At 33.2% G+C, this 25318-nt stretch carries 26 protein-coding genes; 7 read left to right on the top strand and 19 right to left on the bottom strand.

The genetic code is table 11. The features are described 5' to 3' along the window. Nucleotides 1-62: 62 nt before the first annotated feature. Together GKR88_19205 and GKR88_19200 are read right to left on the bottom strand one after the other, a co-directional pair. A complete protein-coding gene (locus GKR88_19205; GenBank protein ID QMU66194.1) occupies nt 63-1058 on the bottom strand; it encodes a transposase in 996 nt (331 codons plus the stop codon). A gap of 250 nt (nt 1059-1308) precedes the next feature. Continuing rightward, nucleotides 1309-2127 carry a hypothetical protein gene (locus GKR88_19200; GenBank protein QMU66193.1) on the bottom strand — a complete coding sequence of 273 codons (819 nt, stop codon included), beginning with the start codon at nt 2125-2127 and terminating at the stop codon, nt 1309-1311. A gap of 107 nt (nt 2128-2234) precedes the next feature. Here GKR88_19200 and GKR88_19195 point away from each other — a divergent pair, with 107 nt between their 5' ends. Next, the gene (locus GKR88_19195; GenBank protein ID QMU66192.1) at nt 2235-2636 is read left to right on the top strand and encodes a helix-turn-helix domain-containing protein; all 402 of its coding nucleotides are present in this window, start codon (nt 2235-2237) and stop codon (nt 2634-2636) included. A 420-nt stretch (nt 2637-3056) separates the two neighbouring features. Then, nucleotides 3057-4052 (top strand): transposase, encoded by a 996-nt coding sequence (locus tag GKR88_19190; GenBank protein ID QMU66191.1) that lies wholly within the window; start codon nt 3057-3059, stop codon nt 4050-4052. A 60-nt stretch (nt 4053-4112) separates the two neighbouring features. On the opposite strand, the gene GKR88_19185 is transcribed toward GKR88_19190, so the two are convergent. The 7 genes from GKR88_19185 to GKR88_19155 all read right to left on the bottom strand — a co-directional run bounded on the left by GKR88_19185 (nt 4113) and on the right by GKR88_19155 (nt 10607). After that, nucleotides 4113-4397: a hypothetical protein gene (locus tag GKR88_19185; GenBank protein ID QMU66190.1), complete on the bottom strand. Its 285-nt coding sequence runs from the start codon at nt 4395-4397 to the stop codon at nt 4113-4115. 258 nt (nt 4398-4655) lie between these two features. Continuing rightward, entirely contained in the window at nt 4656-5021 is a 366-nt protein-coding gene (locus GKR88_19180; GenBank protein QMU66189.1) for a hypothetical protein, read from the bottom strand. After that, entirely contained in the window at nt 5018-6067 is a 1050-nt protein-coding gene (locus GKR88_19175) for a hypothetical protein (protein ID QMU66188.1), read from the bottom strand. The genes GKR88_19180 and GKR88_19175 overlap by 4 nt, the downstream gene beginning before the upstream one ends. 406 nt (nt 6068-6473) lie before the next feature. After that, a complete protein-coding gene (locus GKR88_19170) occupies nt 6474-6794 on the bottom strand; it encodes a hypothetical protein (protein QMU66187.1) in 321 nt (106 codons plus the stop codon). A 54-nt stretch (nt 6795-6848) separates the two neighbouring features. Next, nucleotides 6849-7169 carry a hypothetical protein gene (locus GKR88_19165; protein QMU66186.1) on the bottom strand — a complete coding sequence of 107 codons (321 nt, stop codon included), beginning with the start codon at nt 7167-7169 and terminating at the stop codon, nt 6849-6851. Between the two features lie 149 nt (nt 7170-7318). Continuing rightward, nucleotides 7319-7870 carry a hypothetical protein gene (locus tag GKR88_19160; protein ID QMU66185.1) on the bottom strand — a complete coding sequence of 184 codons (552 nt, stop codon included), beginning with the start codon at nt 7868-7870 and terminating at the stop codon, nt 7319-7321. Nucleotides 7871-8096: 226 nt separating this feature from the next. Further along, nucleotides 8097-10607: a toprim domain-containing protein gene (locus GKR88_19155; GenBank protein QMU66184.1), complete on the bottom strand. Its 2511-nt coding sequence runs from the start codon at nt 10605-10607 to the stop codon at nt 8097-8099. A 107-nt stretch (nt 10608-10714) separates the two neighbouring features. On the opposite strand from GKR88_19155, the gene GKR88_19150 reads away from it, so the two are divergent. Next, nucleotides 10715-11116, top strand: a complete 402-nt coding sequence (locus tag GKR88_19150; GenBank protein QMU66183.1) for a helix-turn-helix domain-containing protein — start codon at nt 10715-10717, stop codon at nt 11114-11116. A gap of 140 nt (nt 11117-11256) precedes the next feature. On the opposite strand, the gene GKR88_19145 is transcribed toward GKR88_19150, so the two are convergent. The 4 genes from GKR88_19145 to GKR88_19130 all read right to left on the bottom strand — a co-directional run bounded on the left by GKR88_19145 (nt 11257) and on the right by GKR88_19130 (nt 13873). Then, complete coding sequence (locus GKR88_19145) at nt 11257-11547, bottom strand: hypothetical protein (protein QMU66182.1); 291 nt, start codon at nt 11545-11547, stop codon at nt 11257-11259. 2 nt (nt 11548-11549) lie between these two features. Further along, on the bottom strand, nt 11550-12653 hold the full coding sequence (locus GKR88_19140) for a hypothetical protein (GenBank protein ID QMU66181.1): 1104 nt from the start codon (nt 12651-12653) through the stop codon (nt 11550-11552). Nucleotides 12654-12911: 258 nt separating this feature from the next. Beyond that, a complete protein-coding gene (locus GKR88_19135; GenBank protein QMU66180.1) occupies nt 12912-13166 on the bottom strand; it encodes a hypothetical protein in 255 nt (84 codons plus the stop codon). Continuing rightward, complete coding sequence (locus GKR88_19130) at nt 13163-13873, bottom strand: hypothetical protein (GenBank protein QMU66179.1); 711 nt, start codon at nt 13871-13873, stop codon at nt 13163-13165. The genes GKR88_19135 and GKR88_19130 overlap by 4 nt, the downstream gene beginning before the upstream one ends. A 1299-nt stretch (nt 13874-15172) precedes the next feature. Here GKR88_19130 and GKR88_19125 point away from each other — a divergent pair. From GKR88_19125 to GKR88_19110, 4 genes are all read left to right on the top strand, one after another. After that, entirely contained in the window at nt 15173-15883 is a 711-nt protein-coding gene (locus tag GKR88_19125; protein ID QMU66178.1) for a hypothetical protein, read from the top strand. Continuing rightward, entirely contained in the window at nt 15880-16134 is a 255-nt protein-coding gene (locus tag GKR88_19120; GenBank protein QMU66177.1) for a hypothetical protein, read from the top strand. Before GKR88_19125 ends, GKR88_19120 begins: the two co-directional genes overlap by 4 nt. A gap of 350 nt (nt 16135-16484) precedes the next feature. Continuing rightward, nucleotides 16485-17552, top strand: coding sequence for a hypothetical protein (locus GKR88_19115; GenBank protein QMU66176.1), 1068 nt, complete (start codon nt 16485-16487; stop codon nt 17550-17552). After that, a complete protein-coding gene (locus GKR88_19110) occupies nt 17524-18213 on the top strand; it encodes a hypothetical protein (protein QMU66175.1) in 690 nt (229 codons plus the stop codon). The genes GKR88_19115 and GKR88_19110 overlap by 29 nt, the downstream gene beginning before the upstream one ends. A 25-nt stretch (nt 18214-18238) precedes the next feature. Here the strand turns inward: GKR88_19110 and GKR88_19105 are convergent, their stop codons facing one another. From GKR88_19105 to GKR88_19080, 6 genes are all read right to left on the bottom strand, one after another. Then, on the bottom strand, nt 18239-19234 hold the full coding sequence (locus GKR88_19105; GenBank protein ID QMU66174.1) for a transposase: 996 nt from the start codon (nt 19232-19234) through the stop codon (nt 18239-18241). A 1414-nt stretch (nt 19235-20648) separates the two neighbouring features. Then, entirely contained in the window at nt 20649-20984 is a 336-nt protein-coding gene (locus GKR88_19100; protein ID QMU66173.1) for a hypothetical protein, read from the bottom strand. Between the two features lie 230 nt (nt 20985-21214). Next, nucleotides 21215-21730, bottom strand: coding sequence for a hypothetical protein (locus tag GKR88_19095; protein ID QMU66172.1), 516 nt, complete (start codon nt 21728-21730; stop codon nt 21215-21217). Beyond that, nucleotides 21720-23435 (bottom strand): peptidoglycan DD-metalloendopeptidase family protein, encoded by a 1716-nt coding sequence (locus tag GKR88_19090; protein ID QMU66171.1) that lies wholly within the window; start codon nt 23433-23435, stop codon nt 21720-21722. Before GKR88_19090 ends, GKR88_19095 begins: the two co-directional genes overlap by 11 nt. 319 nt (nt 23436-23754) lie before the next feature. Beyond that, on the bottom strand, nt 23755-23934 hold the full coding sequence (locus GKR88_19085; protein QMU66170.1) for a hypothetical protein: 180 nt from the start codon (nt 23932-23934) through the stop codon (nt 23755-23757). A gap of 461 nt (nt 23935-24395) precedes the next feature. Next, nucleotides 24396-25295 (bottom strand): tyrosine-type recombinase/integrase, encoded by a 900-nt coding sequence (locus GKR88_19080; GenBank protein ID QMU66169.1) that lies wholly within the window; start codon nt 25293-25295, stop codon nt 24396-24398. Nucleotides 25296-25318 lie beyond the last annotated feature (23 nt).

Raw genomic sequence — 25318 nt, 5'->3', positions numbered from 1 at the left:
AGCTTTTTTACCCGTATTCTATGATAAAAACAAGTAAAAGTTGAGATATTATTTTTACTAATTTATGCAGCAAATTTAAAAGTATCTACATAGGGTGTTTGTCGTTTGACAACGGCAAACACTCTTGCTATTAATTTGTTTCTAATAATGTTAACGGTACTCATTTTACTTTTGCCTTGTTTTATTCTTTTATGATAGTATAATTTCATTTCTGGGTTATGTTGTATAGCAGAAATAGCGCACATATTAATAATTGCTTTCAATTTTTTATTAGCCAAATGAGAGACTTTTGTACGTCCTTTAATACTAGTTCCAGATTGGTAAGGAAAAGGAGCAACACCACAATAAGAGGCAAACTTTCTCCAGTTTTCAAATTTTGAAAAATTGTCAGTAAACACAATCATCATTATAGCAGTTTGCATTCCTATACCTTTAACACTAGTAACAAGTTTATAGGTTTCTTTTAACATTATATTTTGGTCAATAATAGCTTGCATTTGAGTATTAATCTTGTGTATTTGTTTGGTTAGTTCTGCAATCATTTTTTGTTGAACGTCAAAGATTATTTTATACTCTTTTGCTTTATAAATTCTTTTTTGTTCTTTCAAAGTAACTTTAAAACCAGCTCTTTGTTTGTTAAGTTTTGTCCTTAAAGATAAGAGACTTTTTAGTTGTAATATACTTCTTTTAGGTAGCTTACTGGGTTTAAGTTCTTCTTTTAATCGATACCAATATAGAGCAATGCGTTTGGCATCAATTTGGTCATCCTTTCCACGAGCAATACCAATAGATCTTTTAATTTCTAAACCAGAAGCTATGAAAAAAGATAATTTTTGTTCAGTTAAAGACACAGATAATAAATGAGAGTACATTCCTGTATGTTCAAATACAAACATGGTTTCTTCTTTAGAGAAAGACGAATTTTTAAAACTCCACTTTAGCATTAATTTAAATCCAGATTTACTGTTCTCAAACTGTTGAACAATTTGTTTAGAATAGATACAAACATCAATTAATAATTTACTGACATCGATTCCGATAATTTCATTTGTTTTCATAATTTTGTAATTAGATATTAATAATAGTTACTTAAACTAAGACCTTTAATAAGGGCAGAAACTGAAATTCTATATGGTTCTAAGTAACTTTTAAAAAGAACGGAGACTAATACGGGGGATGGCTCTAAAAAGCTAGCTGGCCGCTAAAGTTCACTCCGTTCTTTTGTGTTTTTGGTTATCAACAAAATAAGAGTTATTAACAAAGAAAAAAAGAAGCAAAAAAAGAAATTTCATCATAACTATTATGTTTTTATTTTAAGTAATTATTTCTATTTGCTAATCTAAAGGCATGGTCGGCATCTAACCACAGGATAATTTCTTCTAAACTTTTTAAATAGCTCACGGCTTCCGTGTGTTGTGGTGTGATGCCGTTTGTGCCATAAGCCGCTAGAATCGCTGTATCTTTTGGCAATGTAAAATGTTGTTCTAAGGTGGTAGCATCGATGATGCTTTCGATAATAATTAATTTTTTAGTTGCTGCAGGTGGGTATTTTGGATACAAACCTTGTCGGTTCTTCGTATAAAAATGTGGGTATTTTGCATCTTTATAAATGCTTCTTCCATACAATGACACAATCTGTCCGTTTTTATCCTTTAATGGAAAAATAATACAGTGCTTTAAAGAAGCATAATCCTTACCATTATTAAAAGCAGCTTCCAACTTTTTATAATCTAAATGTCTGCTTTCTAAATAATTTCTTGCATTGCTGCTTTGTTTTAACTTGGGTTGTAGTTTTTTAAAAAGTTCTTGATAGTGGATGGTGGATGGTTTTAAATTGCCCGTCGATGCTATCGACTTGCTTGTTGATGCTACCGACTCTAGCCATTTTAATGTTTCGGGTAATTCCCAACTATAAAACTTTTGTACTAAATCTATCACATCCATCGTGCCTGCGGTACAGTTCCCACTAAAACAGGTGGCTATTTGTTTTTCTCTGGAGAACATCAAGCTTGGTTTTTTGTCTTTGTGGAACGGACATAAACATTGTCCTTTGTTATTAATCTGCAATCCTAGTTCTTTTCCTATTTCTAAAATATCCAACTCCTTTTTAAATGTGGCAATGTTCATTGTTGATAAAAATATTATGTAGTGATTTCACTACAAACATACCCAATAAGCATAATTAATCAAAATAGTATTATCTAATTTTATTCACAACCACTTTGTCTTATGTCTTGAAAACACGCTTATTTACTATATTTGTGTTGTTAATAAGTATTATCACTATGAAAGATTTAGCTACAAGATTATTAGAGACACGCAAACAAAGAAAATTATCACAGCAGCAAGTTGCAGATATTGCAGGAGTACATTTTACCAATGTAGGGAAGTATGAAAGAGCAGAAGCAATGCCATCTGCAGATGTGCTTAATCGTGTTGCTAAAGCCTTAGAAGTTTCTCCAGACTTCCTTTTAAATGGAACGATACAAGACAAAGCAAAAAATAATATTCAAGATACCGAACTATTATTGCAGTTTGAGAAAATTGAAAAATTATCGGATAAGAAAAAAACACTTGTCAAAGAGTTTATAGATGCTTTTATTCTAAAAGCCAATCTGCAACAACAACTCTCTTAAAACAAAAAAACCACAGCTTTCGCTGTGGCTTTTACAATTTTAAAAATGAAAATTAAATTGTTTTTTGTTGCTTACTCTTACCGCCACTAGTAAATACTAGCGGTAGCGATTACGTAGACATTCTAGCACCATCCTTTAGATTAGCAAATAGAAATAATTACTTAAAATAAAAACATAATAGTTATGATGAAATTTCTTTTTTTGCTTCTTTTTTTCTTTGTTAATAACTCTTATTTTGTTGATAACCAAAAACACAAAAGAACGGAGTGAACTTTAGCGGCCAGCTAGCTTTTTAGAGCCATCCCCCGTATTAGTCTCCGTTCTTTTTAAAAGTTACTTAGAACCATATAGAATTTCAGTTTCTGCCCTTATTAAAGGTCTTAGTTTAAGTAACTATTATTAATATCTAATTACAAAATTATGAAAACAAATGAAATTATCGGAATCGATGTCAGTAAATTATTAATTGATGTTTGTATCTATTCTAAACAAATTGTTCAACAGTTTGAGAACAGTAAATCTGGATTTAAATTAATGCTAAAGTGGAGTTTTAAAAATTCGTCTTTCTCTAAAGAAGAAACCATGTTTGTATTTGAACATACAGGAATGTACTCTCATTTATTATCTGTGTCTTTAACTGAACAAAAATTATCTTTTTTCATAGCTTCTGGTTTAGAAATTAAAAGATCTATTGGTATTGCTCGTGGAAAGGATGACCAAATTGATGCCAAACGCATTGCTCTATATGGGTATCGATTAAAAGAAGAACTTAAACCCAGTAAGCTACCTAAAAGAAGTATATTACAACTAAAAAGTCTCTTATCTTTAAGGACAAAACTTAACAAACAAAGAGCTGGTTTTAAAGTTACTTTGAAAGAACAAAAAAGAATTTATAAAGCAAAAGAGTATAAAATAATCTTTGACGTTCAACAAAAAATGATTGCAGAACTAACCAAACAAATACACAAGATTAATACTCAAATGCAAGCTATTATTGACCAAAATATAATGTTAAAAGAAACCTATAAACTTGTTACTAGTGTTAAAGGTATAGGAATGCAAACTGCTATAATGATGATTGTGTTTACTGACAATTTTTCAAAATTTGAAAACTGGAGAAAGTTTGCCTCTTATTGTGGTGTTGCTCCTTTTCCTTACCAATCTGGAACTAGTATTAAAGGACGTACAAAAGTCTCTCATTTGGCTAATAAAAAATTGAAAGCAATTATTAATATGTGCGCTATTTCTGCTATACAACATAACCCAGAAATGAAATTATACTATCATAAAAGAATAAAACAAGGCAAAAGTAAAATGAGTACCGTTAACATTATTAGAAACAAATTAATAGCAAGAGTGTTTGCCGTTGTCAAACGACAAACACCCTATGTAGATACTTTTAAATTTGCTGCATAAATTAGTAAAAATAATATCTCAACTTTTACTTGTTTTTATCATAGAATACAGGGGAATTTCTTAAATTACTTTTAGAAGATCATTAAATGCTTTTTCAGCTTTATCTTTCTCATCAGGTTCTGATAAAACATTTATCAATTCTTTCTCTCCTTTGTTATCCCAAGCATAAATTCCAATCCATCCTTGACTCCAAAAGTCTATGGCTCCATCAATTTTTTCAGAATTAAACTCCACTTGATTTAGAGTTCCAAAATCTCCTTCTTCAAAGTATTTATAGGTCAACTTATAGTTATCAAATTTTTTAGATAAATTATCCTTAAACCAATCGATATTCTTGTTATTCATTTTATTTCGTTTTTAACACTTTAGTTAAATTTCTAATTTCTGGAAGTTTTTGTGGCAAGTTATCCTTTGGAATAAAATTAAAAAACACTCTAATTCCTTAGAGTGTTTTTTATCTTTTTGAATAATTATTGCAACCAAAAATAATAAATCAGAAGAATAACTAAAAAGACCTTAGCAAAGAGAAAGATAATATTGTTATTAAATTTTCTCTTTGATTTTATTTTACTGTGAGTTTTACTAAAATTTGATTGCATAGCATTATAATTTATCTTTAATAAAATCTAACTCCTTAATTATGAAAGATGAACAAGCTTCAAACTTGTCTTCAAAGTTAATCAAATTCTCATAATTTTCACCATTAATCTGACCTACTTCAAAAGTTTTTCCATCAGTTCTCAAAAACCAACCTTCAGATGTTCTTTTATCTTCTGACCAATTAAGCCAGGCTTGAAAATTTTCTGGATTACTTTTTAAAACTTCGGAAAGTAGGTTTTCAGAAAGTTCTTTATAAATTTCTAAGTAACCTGATTCTTTCAAAAGATCATGAAAAGAATGGTTATTCCCATCAAGATAAAATCTTGATGGGATTGAAATAATATTTAATACTTCTTTTATTTGTTTCATTTTACTGATTTTATTAACGATGTTCCATGTTTGTTAAGTTTATATCCACGCTCCATAAGATAATTTAATTCTTTTCTAAGGAAGCCTGTTACATTCTTCAAATTAGTAACTCGTTGTGCCAATAGAATTTTATCCCCTCTTTGAATAGCTCTATCTAAAAACTTAGTGTTAGCAGCCCATTGTTGTACTGGAGTCATTTTATTCCATATTTTCATAGGAATACTAAATTTATTAGCCCCTAACTTTTCTGCTAATTGTAAGTATTCAGGAAACTTTCCAAGCACAGTTATACCTGCTCTAGATTGCTGACCTCTTGCAATGTAATTAAATGTTTTGTTTCTAACCTGATTAGAAGCCGAACCTATAGCTCCCATGAATAAGACCTCTGATACTATATCAGGAGAAAAGATAGCCATCATGTAAGTTGCTTTGAGCTTACTCACAAGAGTTTTTCTAAGCTGAGCCACTTCAGCTATCTCTTGAGGTGTTAAATTTCCATTTTGAATTAAATCTTGTAAGAAATTTGCTTCCTCTCTCATTCCTCTTGCTCTAAGATAATTATACTCCCTATCTATTTGAACAAAATATGCACGCTTCTTTTTATTATTGGTTTTGGTAATACCATTGTTATATTGAGTTTCGGCTATTGCAATTTCATCTGGATCTGTAACTCCTGTCAAATTACCACCACTATCATAACTATATGCATAACCATCATCAGGTGTTCTGTTCCATAAATCTTGAATAAAATCTTCAGTAGACATTCCCTGTGGAATTAAACCAGTTGGGTCAGCTAAGAAAATTGGATTATTAAATGAAAACTGATAAGGGTTAATTGCAGGAATAACTTCTGTCAGAGGGTCAATAGCAAAAAACCTACCTAAAGCAGGGTCATATCCACGAAAATCCATTTCGTACATATCAAACCCTAAAGCTTCTTCATACTCTTGACCATTGAACCCAAATTTCTGCGCCACAGAATTTCCATTACTCGAAACCACGTTATTATACCCTTTATGTTTGAGTCCAAAGGGATAGACGTTTATGCGTTTTTTTTAATAAAAGCCCATTTTTTATCGCTTATACCTGACAAAAACAGATTTTTTTAAGAACGTCCTCACTTCATGACCATTGTAAATATATGATTTTATGATTAAATCCGCACTCCAAAAACCCAGTATTTTCGTTCCTCAAAACCCCTGTGTTTTTTCCGTTTCCTTTCCCTCGATATTTGTACATAATTGGCATTATAATACAAATTCAGGAGTTTACTATTTGATCGGTTCTTCGCTTGTAAGTTATAATGTAAATTATGTAAAATACTCCAGGCTCATAGCTACCTGAGCGCACAGTGGAACTAAGATTGATGATAATAGCTTTGATTTTTAAGTAAAAAAGTCGTATTTTAGCTACGACGTCTTAGAGGACTAAAATCGTTTGCTAAGTAAGAAGTTATCTTTTAATTAGGTAGCTTCTTTTTTTATGCTCTTTGTGAAGACTAGCGCCCTTCGGTTGCTTCATTTTAATACTTGTCGATTTTTCCCCTGGCTTTTTTCCACCTCTAAAAAATCGCCAATTATTAAAACGGTTTACCTCCGTTTTAAAAAGATGAGGATTTATAGAAAGGGTTATAGCAGGGAGATAAATCGTCAGCTTTTTAAAACCGACAAGCGATAGTGCGTTCAGCATCGGAACTACATCGTTTATGGTAAGTTCTTCCCTCTGTGATATCTCAAGTGTTTTCCGTACTGATTTTAAAAACTGTAAACTCATTTTAGGATTGATTCCGGGTTGTAAATCTATTTTAGGATTTAGCTAAAAAAACGGTCAACTCATTTCAGGATAATAGCCCACTATGTATTTCCCTTTTTTTGATTTAACCGTACTGTTTATAGAGGCCAACGCCGATTGAGTGTTCTGCGTTGTACGCAAAACCAGCGCAGCGAAAGCGCAGCGCCAAAGCCGACGTGGACACATTGTCTGCGAACGATTAAGTGAGCAGCGTGGACGCGCCACAAGCATTTTTTTTCTCCTTATTATAAAAATAATAAATCGATTAAAAAAAAATGCGCAGTAGGCTTTGGCACCAGCGGCTGCGCCCGATAAGCAGCGGTGGATTTTTGTAGGCGACCCATAGGAGCCTAACAAAAATACAGAGGAGCTGCGAGTGAGCGGAGCAGAAGCAGGGAGGCAGCAGCTTTTTTTTGGACAAAAACGGCTGTAAGCCGATGTATTTTTTTTTGGCCAAAAAAAAGTGCTGCACAGAGGGGCGTAGCGAACACCTTACAACCGATTCTTTAGTGTTCGGATTTTGCTTTGATTTGATAAATATATGCTGTGTTTCGTTTTCCTACGATTTCTACCAATTCTCTATCGACCAATTCCGTTAAATGATGATACACCGTACTTTTGGCTTTTCTAAGTTGTAAGGCGACTTCTCTGCTTGTAAAAACGCTATCGTAAAATTGCCAATGAATTTCATGGTAAAACCAACGTGTAGAAGCACCCAGTAAAATATCTTGTTCTTTGAGTTTTAACTCGTTTTGTAAAAAATAAATGGCATTGTTTAAATCTTCTCTCACAGTATACAATCTCCCATATTTATCTTGGTCTCGGTGCATCTCATTTAAAATGGTAAAATTAGCCGTTGTTTCTTTAATCAGCTCTAAATGTACTTTGCTAAAACTTCCTGTTTTTTCTAGTAATTTATGATAAGGATTGAGTACCACTCGTTTGGGATAAATCAATTTTATCAGCAAATTAAAATCTTTAATATGATACTTTCTGTATTTGATTTTTTCAATTTTTACATAGCGTTTTACTGCCTGTTTTTTGTAACGGGTGTTCATGGTTGTTGTGTTAGAAAGTTAAAAAGTTAGAAGGTTAAAAGATGGAGATGTCAGCTTTTAAAGGGTGGGGTTTTATGGCAATTTTTTATTTCCCTTATTTATTCTTGTTCTGGGTAACTGGGTTGCTACTAGATTATTTGTTGATTATCAATGTTTTGACCGACCCACGACCGACCCACGACCGACCCATAACTGACCCATAACCGACCCAAGGATGCTTGTCTTTTTAGGATTTGTCTTTATACGCTTGGATTTGTTTGTATAAATAGCCTCTTATTTCTGTTCGCAATTTCTCTAAATTATCCCAATAGGCAATCTTATAAACAAAGGTATTTCTACCACCAACACTGCTTTTTTGGATGTATTCTAATTCCAGTAATTCATTAAAATAACGTTGGGTCTGACTTTTACTAATCCTAAATTCTTGGCGTATTTCTCGTTGTGTAAAATCGGTATTTTCTCCTTTGGGAGTGATGTACTTTTTTAGGTTTTCATAGAACTGTCGTAGGATTCCATCGAGTTCATCGGTTTTTAATACAATGCTTTCAAACATCAGATCTACTGCCAGTTCCAGATCTTCCAGTTTTGTGATTAGCGTTTGTGGTTCTTGTGTATCTGCAGCGATTCGCTGCCGATTGTACTGGTGTAATAAAGTTATTTGTTCTATAAAATCATGAAGCATTTGGGTAAGTCTTCTACGCTGTTGTGTGGTTTTTGGCAAGTGCAATCGGTACTTATTTTGTACAGAATAGGGTTTTAATAAACTCACTAAGTTTTGGATTTCTAAAACAGCTTGCTGCTCTTGGGCATCCGTGATGCCTTTTGAGGATTTTTGTGCCATGTAGGCTAGCACCTTTTCTGTTTGCTGTTCACTCTCATCAATGGCAATGGTAAACACTCTACTTTGGTTATCTTCATACAATCTAAATTTTGTGGTAGCCACTAAAGAAGCAATCGGACCATAGACATGTTTTTCTCCACTTTTTATCTCGCCTGTGATTTCGTTTTTTAAACTCACGCTGCTGCTTAGTTGTCCGTTACTTTGCAATTCTCTCCAAGCCAACTGGGCTTCTTCTCCTAAACCGTCGTAATCTTCTAAGATGATTCCACAATGCTGTAGGTCGTAACTCCCATAATTGTAAAAACTTTTCTCACTAACTCTAGTAAACCTTTTGATTTTGTTTTGATTAAACATACAGTCGGCCACTTTTTTTATCAGATGACTTTTCCCACTTCCCGAAGTGCCTTGTACCATGGCGTGTAGCGTGTGGTTCATTTGATGACTTAATAGAATCGTAAATAAAAAAAGGGCTTTTTTCTCTTCGCCTACAATGCCTGTATCTTGTAATTTTTGAGTCAACTTTTTTATAAAATCTTTGTCCTTTAAAAGCACAAGCGCAGCTTGTTTTTCTATCTGAGTGAGTTGTCTATTTACAGGCATTGCCTGTTGTTGTTGCTTGGTGATTTCTATCTGTTGCAATCGATGATGTTCTAAATTTTCTGTAAGCGTGTTTAATGCTTTTCGTATAAAACTTGTACCGGTTTCTAATTTCTCTGCGCAGGTTCTTACAAACTTTTCTATACGGTCTCCGTGATAAAGGTCTAAAGTGTTTCTAACAGGAATGTAATGCATATTGTGTTTGCTTTTTACAACTAATGTAACTCTAAGCGCACCTAGATTTTTGATGTCTAATTTGCCCAATACTTGGATGTGTAAATGTTCATCTTGGTAATTGGTTTTATGAGTTTCTATTTGGATGCTGTATTTTTTTTTAAGTTGTTTGGCAGGTATTGCTTGTGTTCGATTTTCAAAAAACTGGGTAAATATTTCTGAAGTATGGCTGTCCAATAAAGAATTAATATCCTCGCCATCGAGTGTGGGAACTTTGGTAATTTGTACGTCAGGGTATTTTTCTGCAAGTTCTTTCGCATATTTTTCTGTAGCTTTTTTACCCGCATGGTCGGCATCTAACCACAGGATAATTTCTTCTAAACTTTTTAAATAGCTCACGGCTTCCGTGTGTTGTGGTGTGATGCCGTTTGTGCCATAAGCCGCTAGAATCGCTGTATCTTTTGGCAATGTAAAATGTTGTTCTAAGGTGGTAGCATCGATGATGCTTTCGATAATAATTAATTTTTTAGTTGCTGCAGGTGGGTATTTTGGATACAAACCTTGTCGGTTCTTCGTATAAAAATGTGGGTATTTTGCATCTTTATAAATGCTTCTTCCATACAATGACACAATCTGTCCGTTTTTATCCTTTAATGGAAAAATAATACAGTGCTTTAAAGAAGCATAATCCTTACCATTATTAAAAGCAGCTTCCAACTTTTTATAATCTAAATGTCTGCTTTCTAAATAATTTCTTGCATTGCTGCTTTGTTTTAACTTGGGTTGTAGTTTTTTAAAAAGTTCTTGATAGTGGATGGTGGATGGTTTTAAATTGCCCGTCGATGCTATCGACTTGCTTGTTGATGCTACCGACTCTAGCCATTTTAATGTTTCGGGTAATTCCCAACTATAAAACTTTTGTACTAAATCTATCACATCCATCGTGCCTGCGGTACAGTTCCCACTAAAACAGGTGGCTATTTGTTTTTCTCTGGAGAACATCAAGCTTGGTTTTTTGTCTTTGTGGAACGGACATAAACATTGTCCTTTGTTATTAATCTGCAATCCTAGTTCTTTTCCTATTTCTAAAATATCCAACTCCTTTTTAAATGTGGCAATGTTCATTGTTGATAAAAATATTATGTAGTGATTTCACTACAAACATACCCAATAAGCATAATTAATCAAAATAGTATTATCTAATTTTATTCACAACCACTTTGTCTTATGTCTTGAAAACACGCTTATTTACTATATTTGTGTTGTTAATAAGTATTATCACTATGAAAGATTTAGCTACAAGATTATTAGAGACACGCAAACAAAGAAAATTATCACAGCAGCAAGTTGCAGATATTGCAGGAGTACATTTTACCAATGTAGGGAAGTATGAAAGAGCAGAAGCAATGCCATCTGCAGATGTGCTTAATCGTGTTGCTAAAGCCTTAGAAGTTTCTCCAGACTTCCTTTTAAATGGAACGATACAAGACAAAGCAAAAAATAATATTCAAGATACCGAACTATTATTGCAGTTTGAGAAAATTGAAAAATTATCGGATAAGAAAAAAACACTTGTCAAAGAGTTTATAGATGCTTTTATTCTAAAAGCCAATCTGCAACAACAACTCTCTTAAAACAAAAAAACCACAGCTTTCGCTGTGGCTTTTACAATTTTAAAAATGAAAATTAAATTGTTTTTTGTTGCTTACTCTTACCGCCACTAGTAAATACTAGCGGTAGCGATTACGTAGACATTCTAGCACCATCAGGGTGTTCATTTACTGTCATTGATATTGTATTTTAATATTACATCGTCTTTAGCAAGGTTAATCAATGATGGCGAACCACCTCCTTGTGAATCACTATTGCTGTATATTAATTCCCAATATCGATTATCATTTGGGTCTTGATAAAGTGTATTCCAGCCTGATATATCTGTAGCAACTTTAATCAAAAAATCATCTATTAATAAATTAATTCTTTTAGTTATAGGGTCTTCAACCATTTCTCCATCTTGGAGAACCCATTTACCTATCAACTCTATTTCATTTTTTTTCAAAGTCATAATTAATTTATCTTTTTAACCGTTGCGTTAGCTGGTATTGTCTGATTTGGAACTGTAAATTCTCTAGCTCCGCCTGCTGTTCGTCCTCTTCCAACAAACCCTGGGTTTGTTCTATTTATTGGTGAAGATAAACCTGTTTTAGGTGTCGGAAACTGAATAACATTAAACCCTGAACTACTTTGAGGTATTGTTAACTTTTTAGCAATTTGAGAAGCATTCAATCCAGATATATCTTTAGATGCAGTTACAAAAACATCACTAGCGCTTGGTGCTCCTAAAGTGCTTGATTTAATATTACCTGGTACTACTCTTGATAAAGAACTAGGAACTGGGTTTGTTATACCAATGCCTTTAAAAGCAGTTGAAGCACCTTTTAATGCTGCATTTGCTCCTTTAGTTCCTGCAACAGCTCCAATAACTTCCCCAATAACTGTACCTCTTTCAAAACCATTACCACTTACTACGTCATTTACCGCTCCATCTAAAGCTTGACTCATAGCCATACTCGTTCCAAAACTATCGCTACCTAACGCTGCATCTGCTTGTAACATCATTGCAGGATTTCCTTGTGCAGCTCCTGCAACTAACATATTACCTATTCCTTTTAAAGTTTGAACAGGATTCGTAACTGCATCCCAAATTCCAGTAACAGTATTTGCTAAACCATTACTAACTCCAAAAGCGTGTGCACTTACACCATTAGGATTTTTTGCTGCATCAGCAACCATCCAAGGATGCGGTAACAATTCAGCTCCTTCAAGTTCTGTACCCATTCCAAGTTTATTTTCTTGGAACGCATAGGTAGAGTTATATGTGTAATCTTCTGCAAGTGGGTCAATACTTATAAAACGTCCAATAGATGGGTCGCTAAATCTGTATTTCCATTCGTGCATATTTAAACCAAGGTCTTCGGTTAATTCTTGCCCTTGATACGTGAAGTAGTTATTTTCAATGCCATTCACAACATTATTGTATCCTTTATGTTTAAGTCCAAAGAGGAAATAACTACGTGCTTTTAAATCACTTTTCTTTGAGGTCAGTGCTTTTTTATTCCAAACTAATTTTAGTTCAGTACTTTGATGATATTTCAGTTTTAGACAGCTCAAATTTTTTAAAAACTTTTTGTAAAAAGAATTGTTTCAAAACTACAAAAAAAATATCGTAAGAGAAAAAAAAGGAAAAAGACAAAAAAACCGCTTTAAAAAGACCAAAAATAAACTAAAAAAACATCTGAAAAAAGCCCACCGCAAAGCGGTAAAAAACCTGTATTGAGCTTGTCGAAATAAGCCCAATCGCCTTTGGCGGAAAAACCACAAAAAAAACACGCCGTTAGGCGTGTTAAAAGCAATATATAAGTGAAGTAGCTAATGATTAAATTCTTCGTTTAAACGGTAGGTTTTCATTCCCCAGTGGTCTGTTCCTATGCAAATCACAGCTTTGTGTTGTATCAGCCGATGCAGTACCTTATTGATTAGTTTTTTGCTATGTACGGTATCATAAGCAACCTGCTCGGAAGTAAAACAATCTTGGTCGTAAAAATCCAACAAATCGCCGTAGAGTTCCCAAATGATTTGTTTGTTCTCAAAATCGTTAAAAGTATCTTGGTCTAGTGTTTTCATTTTACATCGGTTTTTACTATTTGATAGCGATAACAAGCCCCTATTTTGCGACAACGTTTTATCTTGTTTTCTTCTTTAAATTGGTTTAAAAACTGATTTACGGTACTACGGTCTATAGCTGTTTTCGCAAAAAGTTCTTTGGTTTCAAAAGGTTCGGTAGGAAAATATTTAAGTATCAAACTCCATATTTGCTCTTTTTGATTGATGCGTTGTTGTTTGGGCTGTTTATGTTGTAATTTAAAAAGTTTAAAAGTGGTTAAAAAATCTTCATCATCAGTTTGTAAAACATCGCTCATCAGTTCAGGTCTGTTGGTGCTTCGTATCATAGCAAAGGTTTTTACCCAATCTAAAAACAACAAAGCGTGTTTTTTGTGATAGGTGCTAAAAATAGCGTTTACGTAGTCCGTATTGTGAAAAACTACTTTTGTCTGTTGCAGTTCATCAAACAAAAGCGGAACGGTTTGTAAAAAATCATTTTCTACTACTTTGCGTAATTTAAAAATTGATTTTTCAGTAATTTTTGTAAAATCAAAATTGGCTACACGTGTGCGTGTGTGCGTGCGAGGGTTTTGGTTTGGTTGTCGTCCTACTGTCAATCCCTTTGTTTTAGGGAATTTAAGGGTTGGAATAGGGGTTTTGACTAACTGTCCTACTGAATTTAAAAAAGGAACTGCGTTTTGTGAGGTTTTTGCATTAAAATTTTCCATAAAAAAGGGGTTAAAAAGATTAAAATAAAACGCTAAATAAGGCAAAATAAAAAGGCAAAAAAGCAAGAGATATACACAAAGGGCAAAAGAAGAAAAGCCCCATTCCGTCCTCATTTCAGGGGTTTTTGTGGGGGCGAAAAACACAGAAAAACGAAACCAAAAACAGCTCAAAACCAAAGCAAAAAAGAGAAGAAAAAGTACAAAAAAGAACAGAAACAAAACCCTAAATCTGAGAGCCGAAAAACGGCTAAAAAAGAGCAAAAAACAGGCTTAAAATTGCTTTTAAAAATCAAATACTAAATTGACAAAAAAGTGAACAAATAAGAACCGCCTAAAACTTGTATTGAGTTTGCCAAAATATCAAAAATAGTTTGTTTAAAAACTAAAAAAATGGGTTGAAAACCCAAAAAAAAAGCCCCAAAAATTGCACTGCGGAGCAGAGCAAAAAAAGAAAAATAAAAAATCCTTTACTACCTACGGCAGTAATAAAAAAAGCCCCACCGCCTTTGGCGGAAAAAAAGCCCAAAAAAATACTCCGATTTTCGGAGCATAAAAATCAATTTTGCTAATAAATTGACAAAAATCAGCTTATAAAATGGGTTGCAGAACCACAACCAACCAACACCGACAAAATGGCGTAATTGTTAATAACTCAAAGTCAAAAAACAGTCAATATTTAGAGAGAAATGAGAAGTAAAACGCCTAAAACCAAAAAATAATTCAGCCTTAAAATAAGAACAAAAATTTAGGTCATAAAATCTTAAATTAGGCGCAAGATTTGTCAAAATAATTGCGGAAAATCGCAAAAAAAACCTGTGTCGGCTCACTAAAAAAGTTCAAAAATTGCCCTGCAAAGCAGTGTAAAAGAAGAAGAAAAAACAAAAAAAATGTTTGTGGTTGATTACCACAAAAAGCCCCACCGCAAAGCGGTAAAAAAAGCCCAAAAAAACAGTTTGTCTTTGGCGTGATGAAGCCGAATAATCGGCTCAAAAAAATAACAAATAAATGACTGTTTCAGTCAAAAAAAAGCCCTTTTGCCTTACGGCAATAAAAAAATGAAATTTAAGATAAAAAACGTTTTAAAAGACCAAAAACGAAACGAAAAAAAGCCCAAGAAAAACCACCACCAAAAAAACCTAAAAACCCAAACGAAAAACACAAAAAAGCCCCACAAAAACCCCTGAAATGAGGGCGGAATGGGGCTTTTCTTCTTTTGCCCTTTGTGTATATCTCTTGCTTTTTTGCCTTTTTATTTTGCCTTATTTAGCGTTTTATTTTAATCTTTTTAACCCCTTTTTTATGGAAAATTTTAATGCAAAAACCTCACAAAACGCAGTTCCTTTTTTAAATTCAGTAGAACAGTTAGTCAAAACCCCTATTCCAACCCTTAAATTCCCTAAAACAAAGGGATTGACAGTAGGACGACAACCAAACCAAAACCCTCGCACGCACACACGCACACGTGTAGCCAATTTTGATTTTACAAAAATTACTGAAAAATCAATTTTTAAATTACGCAAAGTAGTAGAAAATGATTTTTTACAAACCGTTCCGCTTTTGTTTGATGAACTGCAACAGACAAAAGTAGTTTTTCACAATACGGACTACGTAAACGCTATTTTTAGCACCTATCACAAAAAACACGCTTTGTTGTTTTTAGATTGGGTAAAAACCTTTGCTATGATACGAAGCACCAACAGACCTGAACTGATGAGCGATGTTTTACAAACTGATGATGAAGATTTTTTAACCACTTTTAAACTTTTTAAATTACAACATAAACAGCCCAAACAACAACGCATCAATCAAAAAGAGCAAATATGGAGTTTGATACTTAAATATTTTCCTACCGAACCTTTTGAAACCAAAGAACTTTTTGCGAAAACAGCTATAGACCGTAGTACCGTAAATCAGTTTTTAAACCAATTTAAAGAAGAAAACAAGATAAAACGTTGTCGCAAAATAGGGGCTTGTTATCGCTATCAAATAGTAAAAACCGATGTAAAATGAAAACACTAGACCAAGATACTTTTAACGATTTTGAGAACAAACAAATCATTTGGGAACTCTACGGCGATTTGTTGGATTTTTACGACCAAGATTGTTTTACTTCCGAGCAGGTTGCTTATGATACCGTACATAGCAAAAAACTAATCAATAAGGTACTGCATCGGCTGATACAACACAAAGCTGTGATTTGCATAGGAACAGACCACTGGGGAATGAAAACCTACCGTTTAAACGAAGAATTTAATCATTAGCTACTTCACTTATATATTGCTTTTAACACGCCTAACGGCGTGTTTTTTTTGTGGTTTTTCCGCCAAAGGCGATTGGGCTTATTTCGACAAGCTCAATACAGGTTTTTTACCGCTTTGCGGTGGGCTTTTTTTCCTTTTTTTGTTCCTAAATTATTCACACCTAACGGCGTGTTTTTTTGTGCCTTTCTTTTGCTTTTTTACCGCTTTGCGGTGGGGCTTTTTTCAGATGTTTTTTTAGTTTATTTTTGGTCTTTTTAAAGCGGTTTTTTTGTCTTTTTCCTTTTTTTTCTCTTACGATATTTTTTTTGTAGTTTTGAAACAATTCTTTTTACAAAAAGTTTTTAAAAAATTTGAGCTGTCTAAAACTGAAATATCATCAAAGTACTGAACTAAAATTAGTTTGGAATAAAAAAGCACTGACCTCAAAGAAAAGTGATTTAAAAGCACGTAGTTATTTCCTCTTTGGCTTGTTACATAAAGGGTATAATAACGTGATAAATGGAACGCATCATCCTTATGGGTACAATGGAAAGGAAGAAAATGAAGAACTTGGATTAAATACTTTGGATTATGGTGCTAGAAATTATCAAGCAGATTTAGGAAGATGGTTTGGAATAGATGGAATGTCTGAAAAATATTTATCAAACTCTCCTTATCATTATGCAGATAATAACCCTATCTCAAATTACGATGTTGATGGTAATTACTTTGTAAATTATAGGTCTCTTTTTACAGCTATGACTTTCCAACGTAATTCGAGACAACAAATAGATAAGAATAATAAAAGCATTGAACAATTACAAGGGTTAATTAAAGATGGAAATCTTTCTGAAAACGCAGTTTCGAATTTGAATGGTTTAATAGGTGGTCTCCAAGGAGCTAATTCAGAATTACAAGGGTCTATTGATGAAGTGTCAACATTAATGGGATCAAGCCAAGGGTATAACATTGAAGATGCCGGTGCTTTTGCTTCTAGTGGACATACTACATATGATTTTAATTCTGGAGTCGTTAATATAAAAGCGCCATTAGGCAACGGGTTTGGGTTATTGGGACATGAAATCAAGCATGCCTATCAATTTGACCAAGGAATAACGAGTTTATCAGATGGTACAGGTATTTCTAAAAGCAAGTTAATCGGTGTCGATTTAGCTGATGAATGGAATGCTTATAAAAGACAAAATGCTATTGAGCCAGGAACGTCCTATGACACGTATGATGAGTTAAACAATGATGCTAATTCTCCTTATGCTAATCATCCTAGAACACCACAAAGTGTAAGTCAACATGCTAGAATACAAATATACCTTAAACTAAAAGGTACTCAAAAACAGAAAAATAAAGCATTAAATAATCTAGCCTCTAAAAATAAACAAGCCTTTAGAATTAATGGAAAAACATATGATGGTAAAAATTAAAATTTTTAGTCTAACCTTTTTATCATTACTCATCTCTTGTTGTAGTGTTAAAAAACAAATACAGGCTCAAGAAGATATACAAATTGATAATGTGTTAGGAAAATACATTAAAGATGATTCTCCGTATAAAAGCCCAAATAGCGAAGAAATTATTTTACTTCCTAACAATGTCGTTAACTACAATCTAGAAGTAGAGTTTTATGGAAAGCAGTCATTTAAGGGTGCTTGGAGCCTAAAAAAAGACACATTGAACTTATCTTTTGATATACCACCTGAAAAAATTGATGGTAAAATTGATGTATTGTATGAAGAGAGAGTAACGGACACAATCAATTTAACTTTAATTGATAATGAAAATGATTTTTTGGTAGGAGATTCTTTATTCATTAATAATAAAGAAAAATATATTGTTCAGTTTTCAGGAGAAATAAAAACGAAACCACAGTTTATTGATAATATAAAAATAGTTACCCCTACTTTGGAAACTTATAATAAAAAAATCAATAAGTATGTTAATACAAATATGAAAATAGTTTTAACACCTAATAAATATAGAAATGCTCTATATGATTTAATCAAAACAAAATGGCTTATTAAGTCAAATCGTTTGATTTATCTCGAAAATGGTATCTCCCCTGTATTCTATGATAAAAACAAGTAAAAGTTGAGATATTATTTTTACTAATTTATGCAGCAAATTTAAAAGTATCTACATAGGGTGTTTGTCGTTTGACAACGGCAAACACTCTTGCTATTAATTTGTTTCTAATAATGTTAACGGTACTCATTTTACTTTTGCCTTGTTTTATTCTTTTATGATAGTATAATTTCATTTCTGGGTTATGTTGTATAGCAGAAATAGCGCACATATTAATAATTGCTTTCAATTTTTTATTAGCCAAATGAGAGACTTTTGTACGTCCTTTAATACTAGTTCCAGATTGGTAAGGAAAAGGAGCAACACCACAATAAGAGGCAAACTTTCTCCAGTTTTCAAATTTTGAAAAATTGTCAGTAAACACAATCATCATTATAGCAGTTTGCATTCCTATACCTTTAACACTAGTAACAAGTTTATAGGTTTCTTTTAACATTATATTTTGGTCAATAATAGCTTGCATTTGAGTATTAATCTTGTGTATTTGTTTGGTTAGTTCTGCAATCATTTTTTGTTGAACGTCAAAGATTATTTTATACTCTTTTGCTTTATAAATTCTTTTTTGTTCTTTCAAAGTAACTTTAAAACCAGCTCTTTGTTTGTTAAGTTTTGTCCTTAAAGATAAGAGACTTTTTAGTTGTAATATACTTCTTTTAGGTAGCTTACTGGGTTTAAGTTCTTCTTTTAATCGATACCCATATAGAGCAATGCGTTTGGCATCAATTTGGTCATCCTTTCCACGAGCAATACCAATAGATCTTTTAATTTCTAAACCAGAAGCTATGAAAAAAGATAATTTTTGTTCAGTTAAAGACACAGATAATAAATGAGAGTACATTCCTGTATGTTCAAATACAAACATGGTTTCTTCTTTAGAGAAAGACGAATTTTTAAAACTCCACTTTAGCATTAATTTAAATCCAGATTTACTGTTCTCAAACTGTTGAACAATTTGTTTAGAATAGATACAAACATCAATTAATAATTTACTGACATCGATTCCGATAATTTCATTTGTTTTCATAATTTTGTAATTAGATATTAATAATAGTTACTTAAACTAAGACCTTTAATAAGGGCAGAAACTGAAATTCTATATGGTTCTAAGTAACTTTTAAAAAGAACGGAGACTAATACGGGGGATGGCTCTAAAAAGCTAGCTGGCCGCTAAAGTTCACTCCGTTCTTTTGTGTTTTTGGTTATCAACAAAATAAGAGTTATTAACAAAGAAAAAAAGAAGCAAAAAAAGAAATTTCATCATAACTATTATGTTTTTATTTTAAGTAATTATTTCTATTTGCTAATCTAAAGGCTCGTCCTAGTATGTCACGCAACCGCTACCGCTAGCATTTGCTAGTGGCGTTTGTGAGTAAAACAACGAAAAAAAGGAGTTTAAGAAATTAAGATATTTTTTTCGTTGTTTTTAGCAAATTACAGTTTACAAAAACGCTTGCAATACCTGTTCTAAAGCGGTTATTTTATTTTGGTTTTAAAACCTGCTCCGTTCACACCCCAAAATTTACCGAAAACAAAAAAGTTATTAACATTCCTTTTTTTCTTCTCTACCCCTTTATACGCCTATCTTTCTTCCGTTTTTTCTTTGTTTTTGTTTTCCGCCCCATTCCGTCCTCATTTCAGGGGTTTTTGTGGGGCTTTTTTGTGTTTTTCGTTTGGGTTTTTAGGTTTTTTTGGTGGTGGTTTTTCTTGGGCTTTTTTTCGTTTCGTTTTTGGTCTTTTAAAACGTTTTTTATCTTAAATTTCATTTTTTTATTGCCGTAAGGCAAAAGGGCTTTTTTTTGACTGAAACAGTCATTTATTTGTTATTTTTTTGAGCCGATTATTCGGCTTCATCACGCCAAAGACAAACTGTTTTTTTGGGCTTTTTTTACCGCTTTGCGGTGGGGCTTTTTGTGGTAATCAACCACAAACATTTTTTTTGTTTTTTCTTCTTCTTTTACACTGCTTTGCAGGGCAATTTTTGAACTTTTTTAGTGAGCCGACACAGGTTTTTTTTGCGATTTTCCGCAATTATTTTGACAAATCTTGCGCCTAATTTAAGATTTTATGACCTAAATTTTTGTTCTTATTTTAAGGCTGAATTATTTTTTGGTTTTAGGCGTTTTACTTCTCATTTCTCTCTAAATATTGACTGTTTTTTGACTTTGAGTTATTAACAATTACGCCATTTTGTCGGTGTTGGTTGGTTGTGGTTCTGCAACCCATTTTATAAGCTGATTTTTGTCAATTTATTAGCAAAATTGATTTTTATGCTCCGAAAATCGGAGTATTTTTTTGGGCTTTTTTTCCGCCAAAGGCGGTGGGGCTTTTTTTTTGGGTTTTCAACCCATTTTTTTAGTTTTTAAACAAACTATTTTTGATATTTTGGCAAACTCAATACAAGTTTTAGGCGGTTCTTATTTGTTCACTTTTTTGTCAATTTAGTATTTGATTTTTAAAAGCAATTTTAAGCCTGTTTTTTGCTCTTTTTTAGCCGTTTTTCGGCTCTCAGATTTAGGGTTTTGTTTCTGTTCTTTTTTGTACTTTTTCTTCTCTTTTTTGCTTTGGTTTTGAGCTGTTTTTGGTTTCGTTTTTCTGTGTTTTTCGCCCCCACAAAAACCCCTGAAATGAGGGCGGAATGGGGCGGAAAACAAAAACAAAGAAAAAACGGAAGAAAGATAGGCGTATAAAGGGGTAGATAAGAAAAAAAGGAATGTTAATAACTTTTTTGTTTTCGGTAAATTTTGGGGTGTGAACGGAGCAGGTTTTAAAACCAAAATAAAATAACCGCTTTAGAACAGGTATTGCAAGCGTTTTTGTAAACTGTAATTTGCTAAAAACAACGAAAAAAATATCTTAATTTCTTAAAATAGTTTTTTTCGTTGTTTTACTCACAAACGCCACTAGCAAATGCTAGCGGTAGCGGTTGCGTGACATACTAGGACGAGCAGGGGTTGTTTTACTCACAAACGCCACTAGTTACAAACTAGCGGTAGCCAGTGGGGTATTAATAATCTTCCCAATATTCTATTGATAAAACTTTTTTATTATCTACTTTAAAAAACAAATCAGAATCTATTATACTCTTATTAGATTTGAGCCCAACTCTTATGTTATATCTGGAAGGAAGCTTTTCATCATAAACATACTTTGAAGCATAAGATTTTGGAAACTTCTCTACTAACTTTTTTAAATTCATACCAGGGCTAAAGCCCATAATTGAAAACTTTGAGTCAGCAACCATAAAAGTGGAAACTTTTGAATCATAAATATCAAAATAAGAATTTCCATATTTATAACGGTATGTTGGTTTTTCATCAATCAATTCATTAAAAAATTTCTCAATCGAATCTGGTTTTCCAAAACTTTTTACAAGTTCTTTTTTAGTTGAATTAATACTTATTTGATTATTAACCTTAACAGATTTAATACTTATATAATCTAGCTCATTCTGATGTATTGCTTCATCAATGCTGATTGAAAAAAATGCAATGACAGCTAAAAAAAATAATTTAATTTTCATTTTTATTCGGTCTTATGTAATCATTATCAAATAACCTCGCAGGGTCATTATTGTATCTCCTTATTTGTTCCTCTCTCTTTTTTCTTTCACAACCTGCGCAAAGTTGATTCCCTGGAGATACAGGTTGAACTGTCCCTGGGCTAATCTCTGGCAGAGGTGTCGGTTTAGGGATAATTGGATTTCCATTACTATCAAATTTAGTGCTAAAAAACTGTAATGGATTAACAAATTTTGCTGTTTTATATTTTCCATTTGTACTTACTTTTGTATAGATATGTACATGCTCTTCACTTTTAGATACATCTTTAGCATTTCCTGTTTTTCCAGCTTTTCCAACTATAGAACCTTCTTTAACTTTAGCCCCTGACTTTAATGATGTTGGTTTATCTAAATGAGCATATGCTGTAAACAATGTTGAGCCATTATTAAGAACGGTTTTAATAATTACAAAATTTCCTAGTTTTTTATGAGTTCCTTTACTATAAACCGTACCTCCTTTTATACTCTGTATTGGAGTTCCTACGGGAGCTAAAATATCTACCCCATTATGGAATTTTTTTTGACCTTTAATATTTTTTCTTGTCATCCCAAACATTCCGCCTTTTCTACCACTTCCTTTGGTTGATCGTATCTTTGGGTTCTTGACAGGATCACCAAACCAAAATGGTGCTTCACCGTCGGGGTCAATAAAAAATACAGGATTATTCAATGCATAATTGAACGGAGATTGATCATAAAACTTTTCAGATTGAGGATCAACATTCATCCAACGTCCCAAAGCAGGGTCGTAATTACGAGCCGTAATATCATACCAGTTTAAACCCAGTTCTTCATTGTATTCTTTTCCTCCAAACATTCTTTTTTCTGCAACACTATTTCCATTGGAATTTACCACATTATTAAATCCGCGCATTTTGAGTCCAAATGGCATGTAATGATTCTCTTGGATAATCTCGTCTTGAGATATATCCCCCGATGCATCGGTATCTGTGTATGATAGTCGTACATTGCCTAAATGATCTTTCATCTGATAGACATACTCGAATTTTTGTGAAGATTGGTTATACTTTACATATCCCTCGGAGGTGCTAAAAAACTGTAAAACGTTGTTCTCATAGATGTAATTTCCTGCATATTTGGTAGCAGTTATATTTCCCGGCCCAATGCCGCCATTTCTGATAACATATTTTGCTTGCTTTACTCCTGCTGCATCATATACATAAGTGATATAATCATTTGCATTGATACTGACCGTTTTTGGAAGATTCAGATGATTGTAAGTAATATTTGTAATCCCCTTATTTTTATCCGATATCATATTCCCATTTACATCATACGAATAATCATCACCGGAAGTATTGCCGTCCTTAAAACCTTGGGTGTTTTGTGCCTTGTCATCTACCGAAGTTAGCTTATTTCCGGCATCATAAAAATATCTCAAATCATCCATCACACCGAAAGAAGTAGCATTCGTATCTAAGTGCCCACCTCTGGTCAGCGCTAAAATATTTCCATTCTTGTCATAGGTTACATTTGATAGGTCGTACCTTCCTGTAAATGAGTTCCCTGTGCTGGCTGCCCCTGTAATTCTATTTAACGCATCATAAGGATACCTTATGCAAAAAAAATGAACACCGGTCGCTTTTTTTTGCGATGTCTTTCTACAAAGAAAAAAATTACGGTATCTCAGCATGCTTACTCTCATAACTTACCCAAATATAAAAAAAAATTCCGGGTATCTGTTGGTTCATTGGTGAATTAGTAATTAGTAATTGGTCATTGGTAGTGGAGTAGTAAGTATGGAGATGTGAGTATTAAGTATTAGGGGGAACTTCATTTTAAAAAGATGAGGATTTATAGTGGGGCCGAAGCCAGGAGATAAATCGTCAGCTTTTTAAAATCGACAAGCGATAGCGCGTTCAGCTTCACAACTACATCGTTTGTTGTAAATTCTTCCGTCTGTGATATCTAAAATGATTTCCGTACTGCTTTTAAAAACAAACGATAGTGCGTTAGCTTTTCATCTAAAAACGTTTACTATATTTCCCTTTTTTTGATTTACCCTTACTGTTTGTAGAGGCCAACGCCGATTGAGTGTTCTGCGTTGTACGCAAAACCAGCGCAGCAAAAGCGCAGCGCCAAAGCCGACGTGGACACAGGAGCTGTGAACGATTAAGTGAGCAGCGTGGACGCGCCACAAGCATTTTTTTTTCTCCTTTTTCTAAAAATTAATAAATCCGTTTAAAAAAAATGCGCAGTAGGCTTTGGCACCAGCGGCTGCGCCAGATAAGCAGCGGTGGATTTTTGTAGGCGACCCATAGGAGCCGTTCACAAAAATACAGAGGAGCTGCGGGTGAGCGGAGCAGAAGCCGGGAGGCAGCAGCTTTTTTTTGACCAAAAGGAACGCCCGGAGGGACCCTTTTTGGACAAACAAAAGTGCTGCACAGAGGGGCGTAGCGAACACCTTATAACCGCTCGTATAGTTGGTTTAAAGTTCCAGGTTTAAAATTTAAGATGCAATGCTAAATCACCCACTAGAAGCCTTATACTATCCATTTTTCTTATAGCACTATCAAAAAAATTGATGATAGAGAAGCTCCGGGTTTCAGTTTCAGATTTTGGATTCAATTTTTAAACCCGCAACTTTGAAGCTTTTACAGTGAATTTAACTTAATGGATGGTATGTATTAATAATTTCCTGCAATTGATTTAAATCTTCTTGCTGATATCTTTCTGTAGTGCTAATCCTTTTATGTCCTGCTAATATTTGTACTTTCCTTAAATTGTATTTCTCTAACCAATGCACAATAACACTTGAACGTATTTGATGTATGTTGGTAACTTTATGATTTATCTTTTTTAGTTTCTTTATAATATGGGCTACCGTATCTGTTATTCTGCCTCCGGAAGCTATAAAAACGTAAGGGTTCTCCGGGTGATCTTTAGGTAGTAATTCAGGCCGTACTTGCGTTACATATTCTAAAAACCCTATCACTTGCCAGGGTTTTAGTTCTAATGTTCTATGATTGCCTATATTTCCTCCGGGTATATGAATCTTTCCCTGAGAAAGCTCTAAATGTTCTAATTCCAAGCGTTTTAAATCCGAAGTAGTAAGCCCCTGATAGACCAATAAACCTATAATTACTTTATTTCTTTTATTTGCCAGTATTCTTACCGGGTGCTTGTCTTGTTCTGTGTCATAAGAATAATAGATATCTTCTAATTCATCTAAGGAAAGTAAATCGTGTAATACTGTTTTTCTCTTCTCTCCTTGTATTCTAAGCCCTGTAAATGGGTTCCTCTCCAAACTTGCCATATGCACAAGATAATTACAATAACAGTTTGTTGAATTTAGTATATGATTAACTGTTGCGGGTTTATTATAGAACTTCTGTAAGTATGCTACGTATTTTAATGCTGTTTTATAATCTAATGCTATACCTTTTATATTTTCTATGGTAAGCCATGCTATAAATTTATCAGCTAAAAACAGATACGATTTGACAGAGGATTTGGCATAGTTTTCTTGTTTCAGGTATTCTCTGTAATGGTCCAATGTATTCATGGTAATAATTAATGATCTCTTGT

Source organism: Flavobacteriaceae bacterium (assembly GCA_014075215.1).
Lineage (GTDB): Bacteria > Bacteroidota > Bacteroidia > Flavobacteriales > Flavobacteriaceae > Polaribacter.
Note: the sequence above shows the minus strand (reverse complement) of the source record. Positions and strands in the feature narration are given on the sequence as shown.

What these genes read in the sequence shown, in the direction of transcription:
- GKR88_19125 (QMU66178.1), top strand. Translation starts at nt 15,173, where the DNA reads ATGGAAAATTTTAATGCAAAAACCTCACAAAACGCAGTTCCTTTTTTA.
- GKR88_19105 (QMU66174.1), bottom strand. Translation starts at nt 19,234, where the DNA reads ATGAAAACAAATGAAATTATCGGAATCGATGTCAGTAAATTATTAATT.
- GKR88_19095 (QMU66172.1), bottom strand. Translation starts at nt 21,730, where the DNA reads ATGAAAATTAAATTATTTTTTTTAGCTGTCATTGCATTTTTTTCAATC.
- GKR88_19170 (QMU66187.1), bottom strand. Translation starts at nt 6,794, where the DNA reads ATGAGTTTACAGTTTTTAAAATCAGTACGGAAAACACTTGAGATATCA.
- GKR88_19110 (QMU66175.1), top strand. Translation starts at nt 17,524, where the DNA reads ATGGAAAAACATATGATGGTAAAAATTAAAATTTTTAGTCTAACCTTT.
- GKR88_19190 (QMU66191.1), top strand. Translation starts at nt 3,057, where the DNA reads ATGAAAACAAATGAAATTATCGGAATCGATGTCAGTAAATTATTAATT.
- GKR88_19120 (QMU66177.1), top strand. Translation starts at nt 15,880, where the DNA reads ATGAAAACACTAGACCAAGATACTTTTAACGATTTTGAGAACAAACAA.
- GKR88_19160 (QMU66185.1), bottom strand. Translation starts at nt 7,870, where the DNA reads ATGAACACCCGTTACAAAAAACAGGCAGTAAAACGCTATGTAAAAATT.
- GKR88_19180 (QMU66189.1), bottom strand. Translation starts at nt 5,021, where the DNA reads ATGAAACAAATAAAAGAAGTATTAAATATTATTTCAATCCCATCAAGA.
- GKR88_19155 (QMU66184.1), bottom strand. Translation starts at nt 10,607, where the DNA reads ATGAACATTGCCACATTTAAAAAGGAGTTGGATATTTTAGAAATAGGA.
- GKR88_19200 (QMU66193.1), bottom strand. Translation starts at nt 2,127, where the DNA reads ATGAACATTGCCACATTTAAAAAGGAGTTGGATATTTTAGAAATAGGA.
- GKR88_19090 (QMU66171.1), bottom strand. Translation starts at nt 23,435, where the DNA reads ATGAGAGTAAGCATGCTGAGATACCGTAATTTTTTTCTTTGTAGAAAG.
- GKR88_19205 (QMU66194.1), bottom strand. Translation starts at nt 1,058, where the DNA reads ATGAAAACAAATGAAATTATCGGAATCGATGTCAGTAAATTATTAATT.
- GKR88_19080 (QMU66169.1), bottom strand. Translation starts at nt 25,295, where the DNA reads ATGAATACATTGGACCATTACAGAGAATACCTGAAACAAGAAAACTAT.
- GKR88_19130 (QMU66179.1), bottom strand. Translation starts at nt 13,873, where the DNA reads ATGGAAAATTTTAATGCAAAAACCTCACAAAACGCAGTTCCTTTTTTA.
- GKR88_19135 (QMU66180.1), bottom strand. Translation starts at nt 13,166, where the DNA reads ATGAAAACACTAGACCAAGATACTTTTAACGATTTTGAGAACAAACAA.
- GKR88_19185 (QMU66190.1), bottom strand. Translation starts at nt 4,397, where the DNA reads ATGAATAACAAGAATATCGATTGGTTTAAGGATAATTTATCTAAAAAA.
- GKR88_19085 (QMU66170.1), bottom strand. Translation starts at nt 23,934, where the DNA reads ATGCTTGTGGCGCGTCCACGCTGCTCACTTAATCGTTCACAGCTCCTG.
- GKR88_19145 (QMU66182.1), bottom strand. Translation starts at nt 11,547, where the DNA reads ATGACTTTGAAAAAAAATGAAATAGAGTTGATAGGTAAATGGGTTCTC.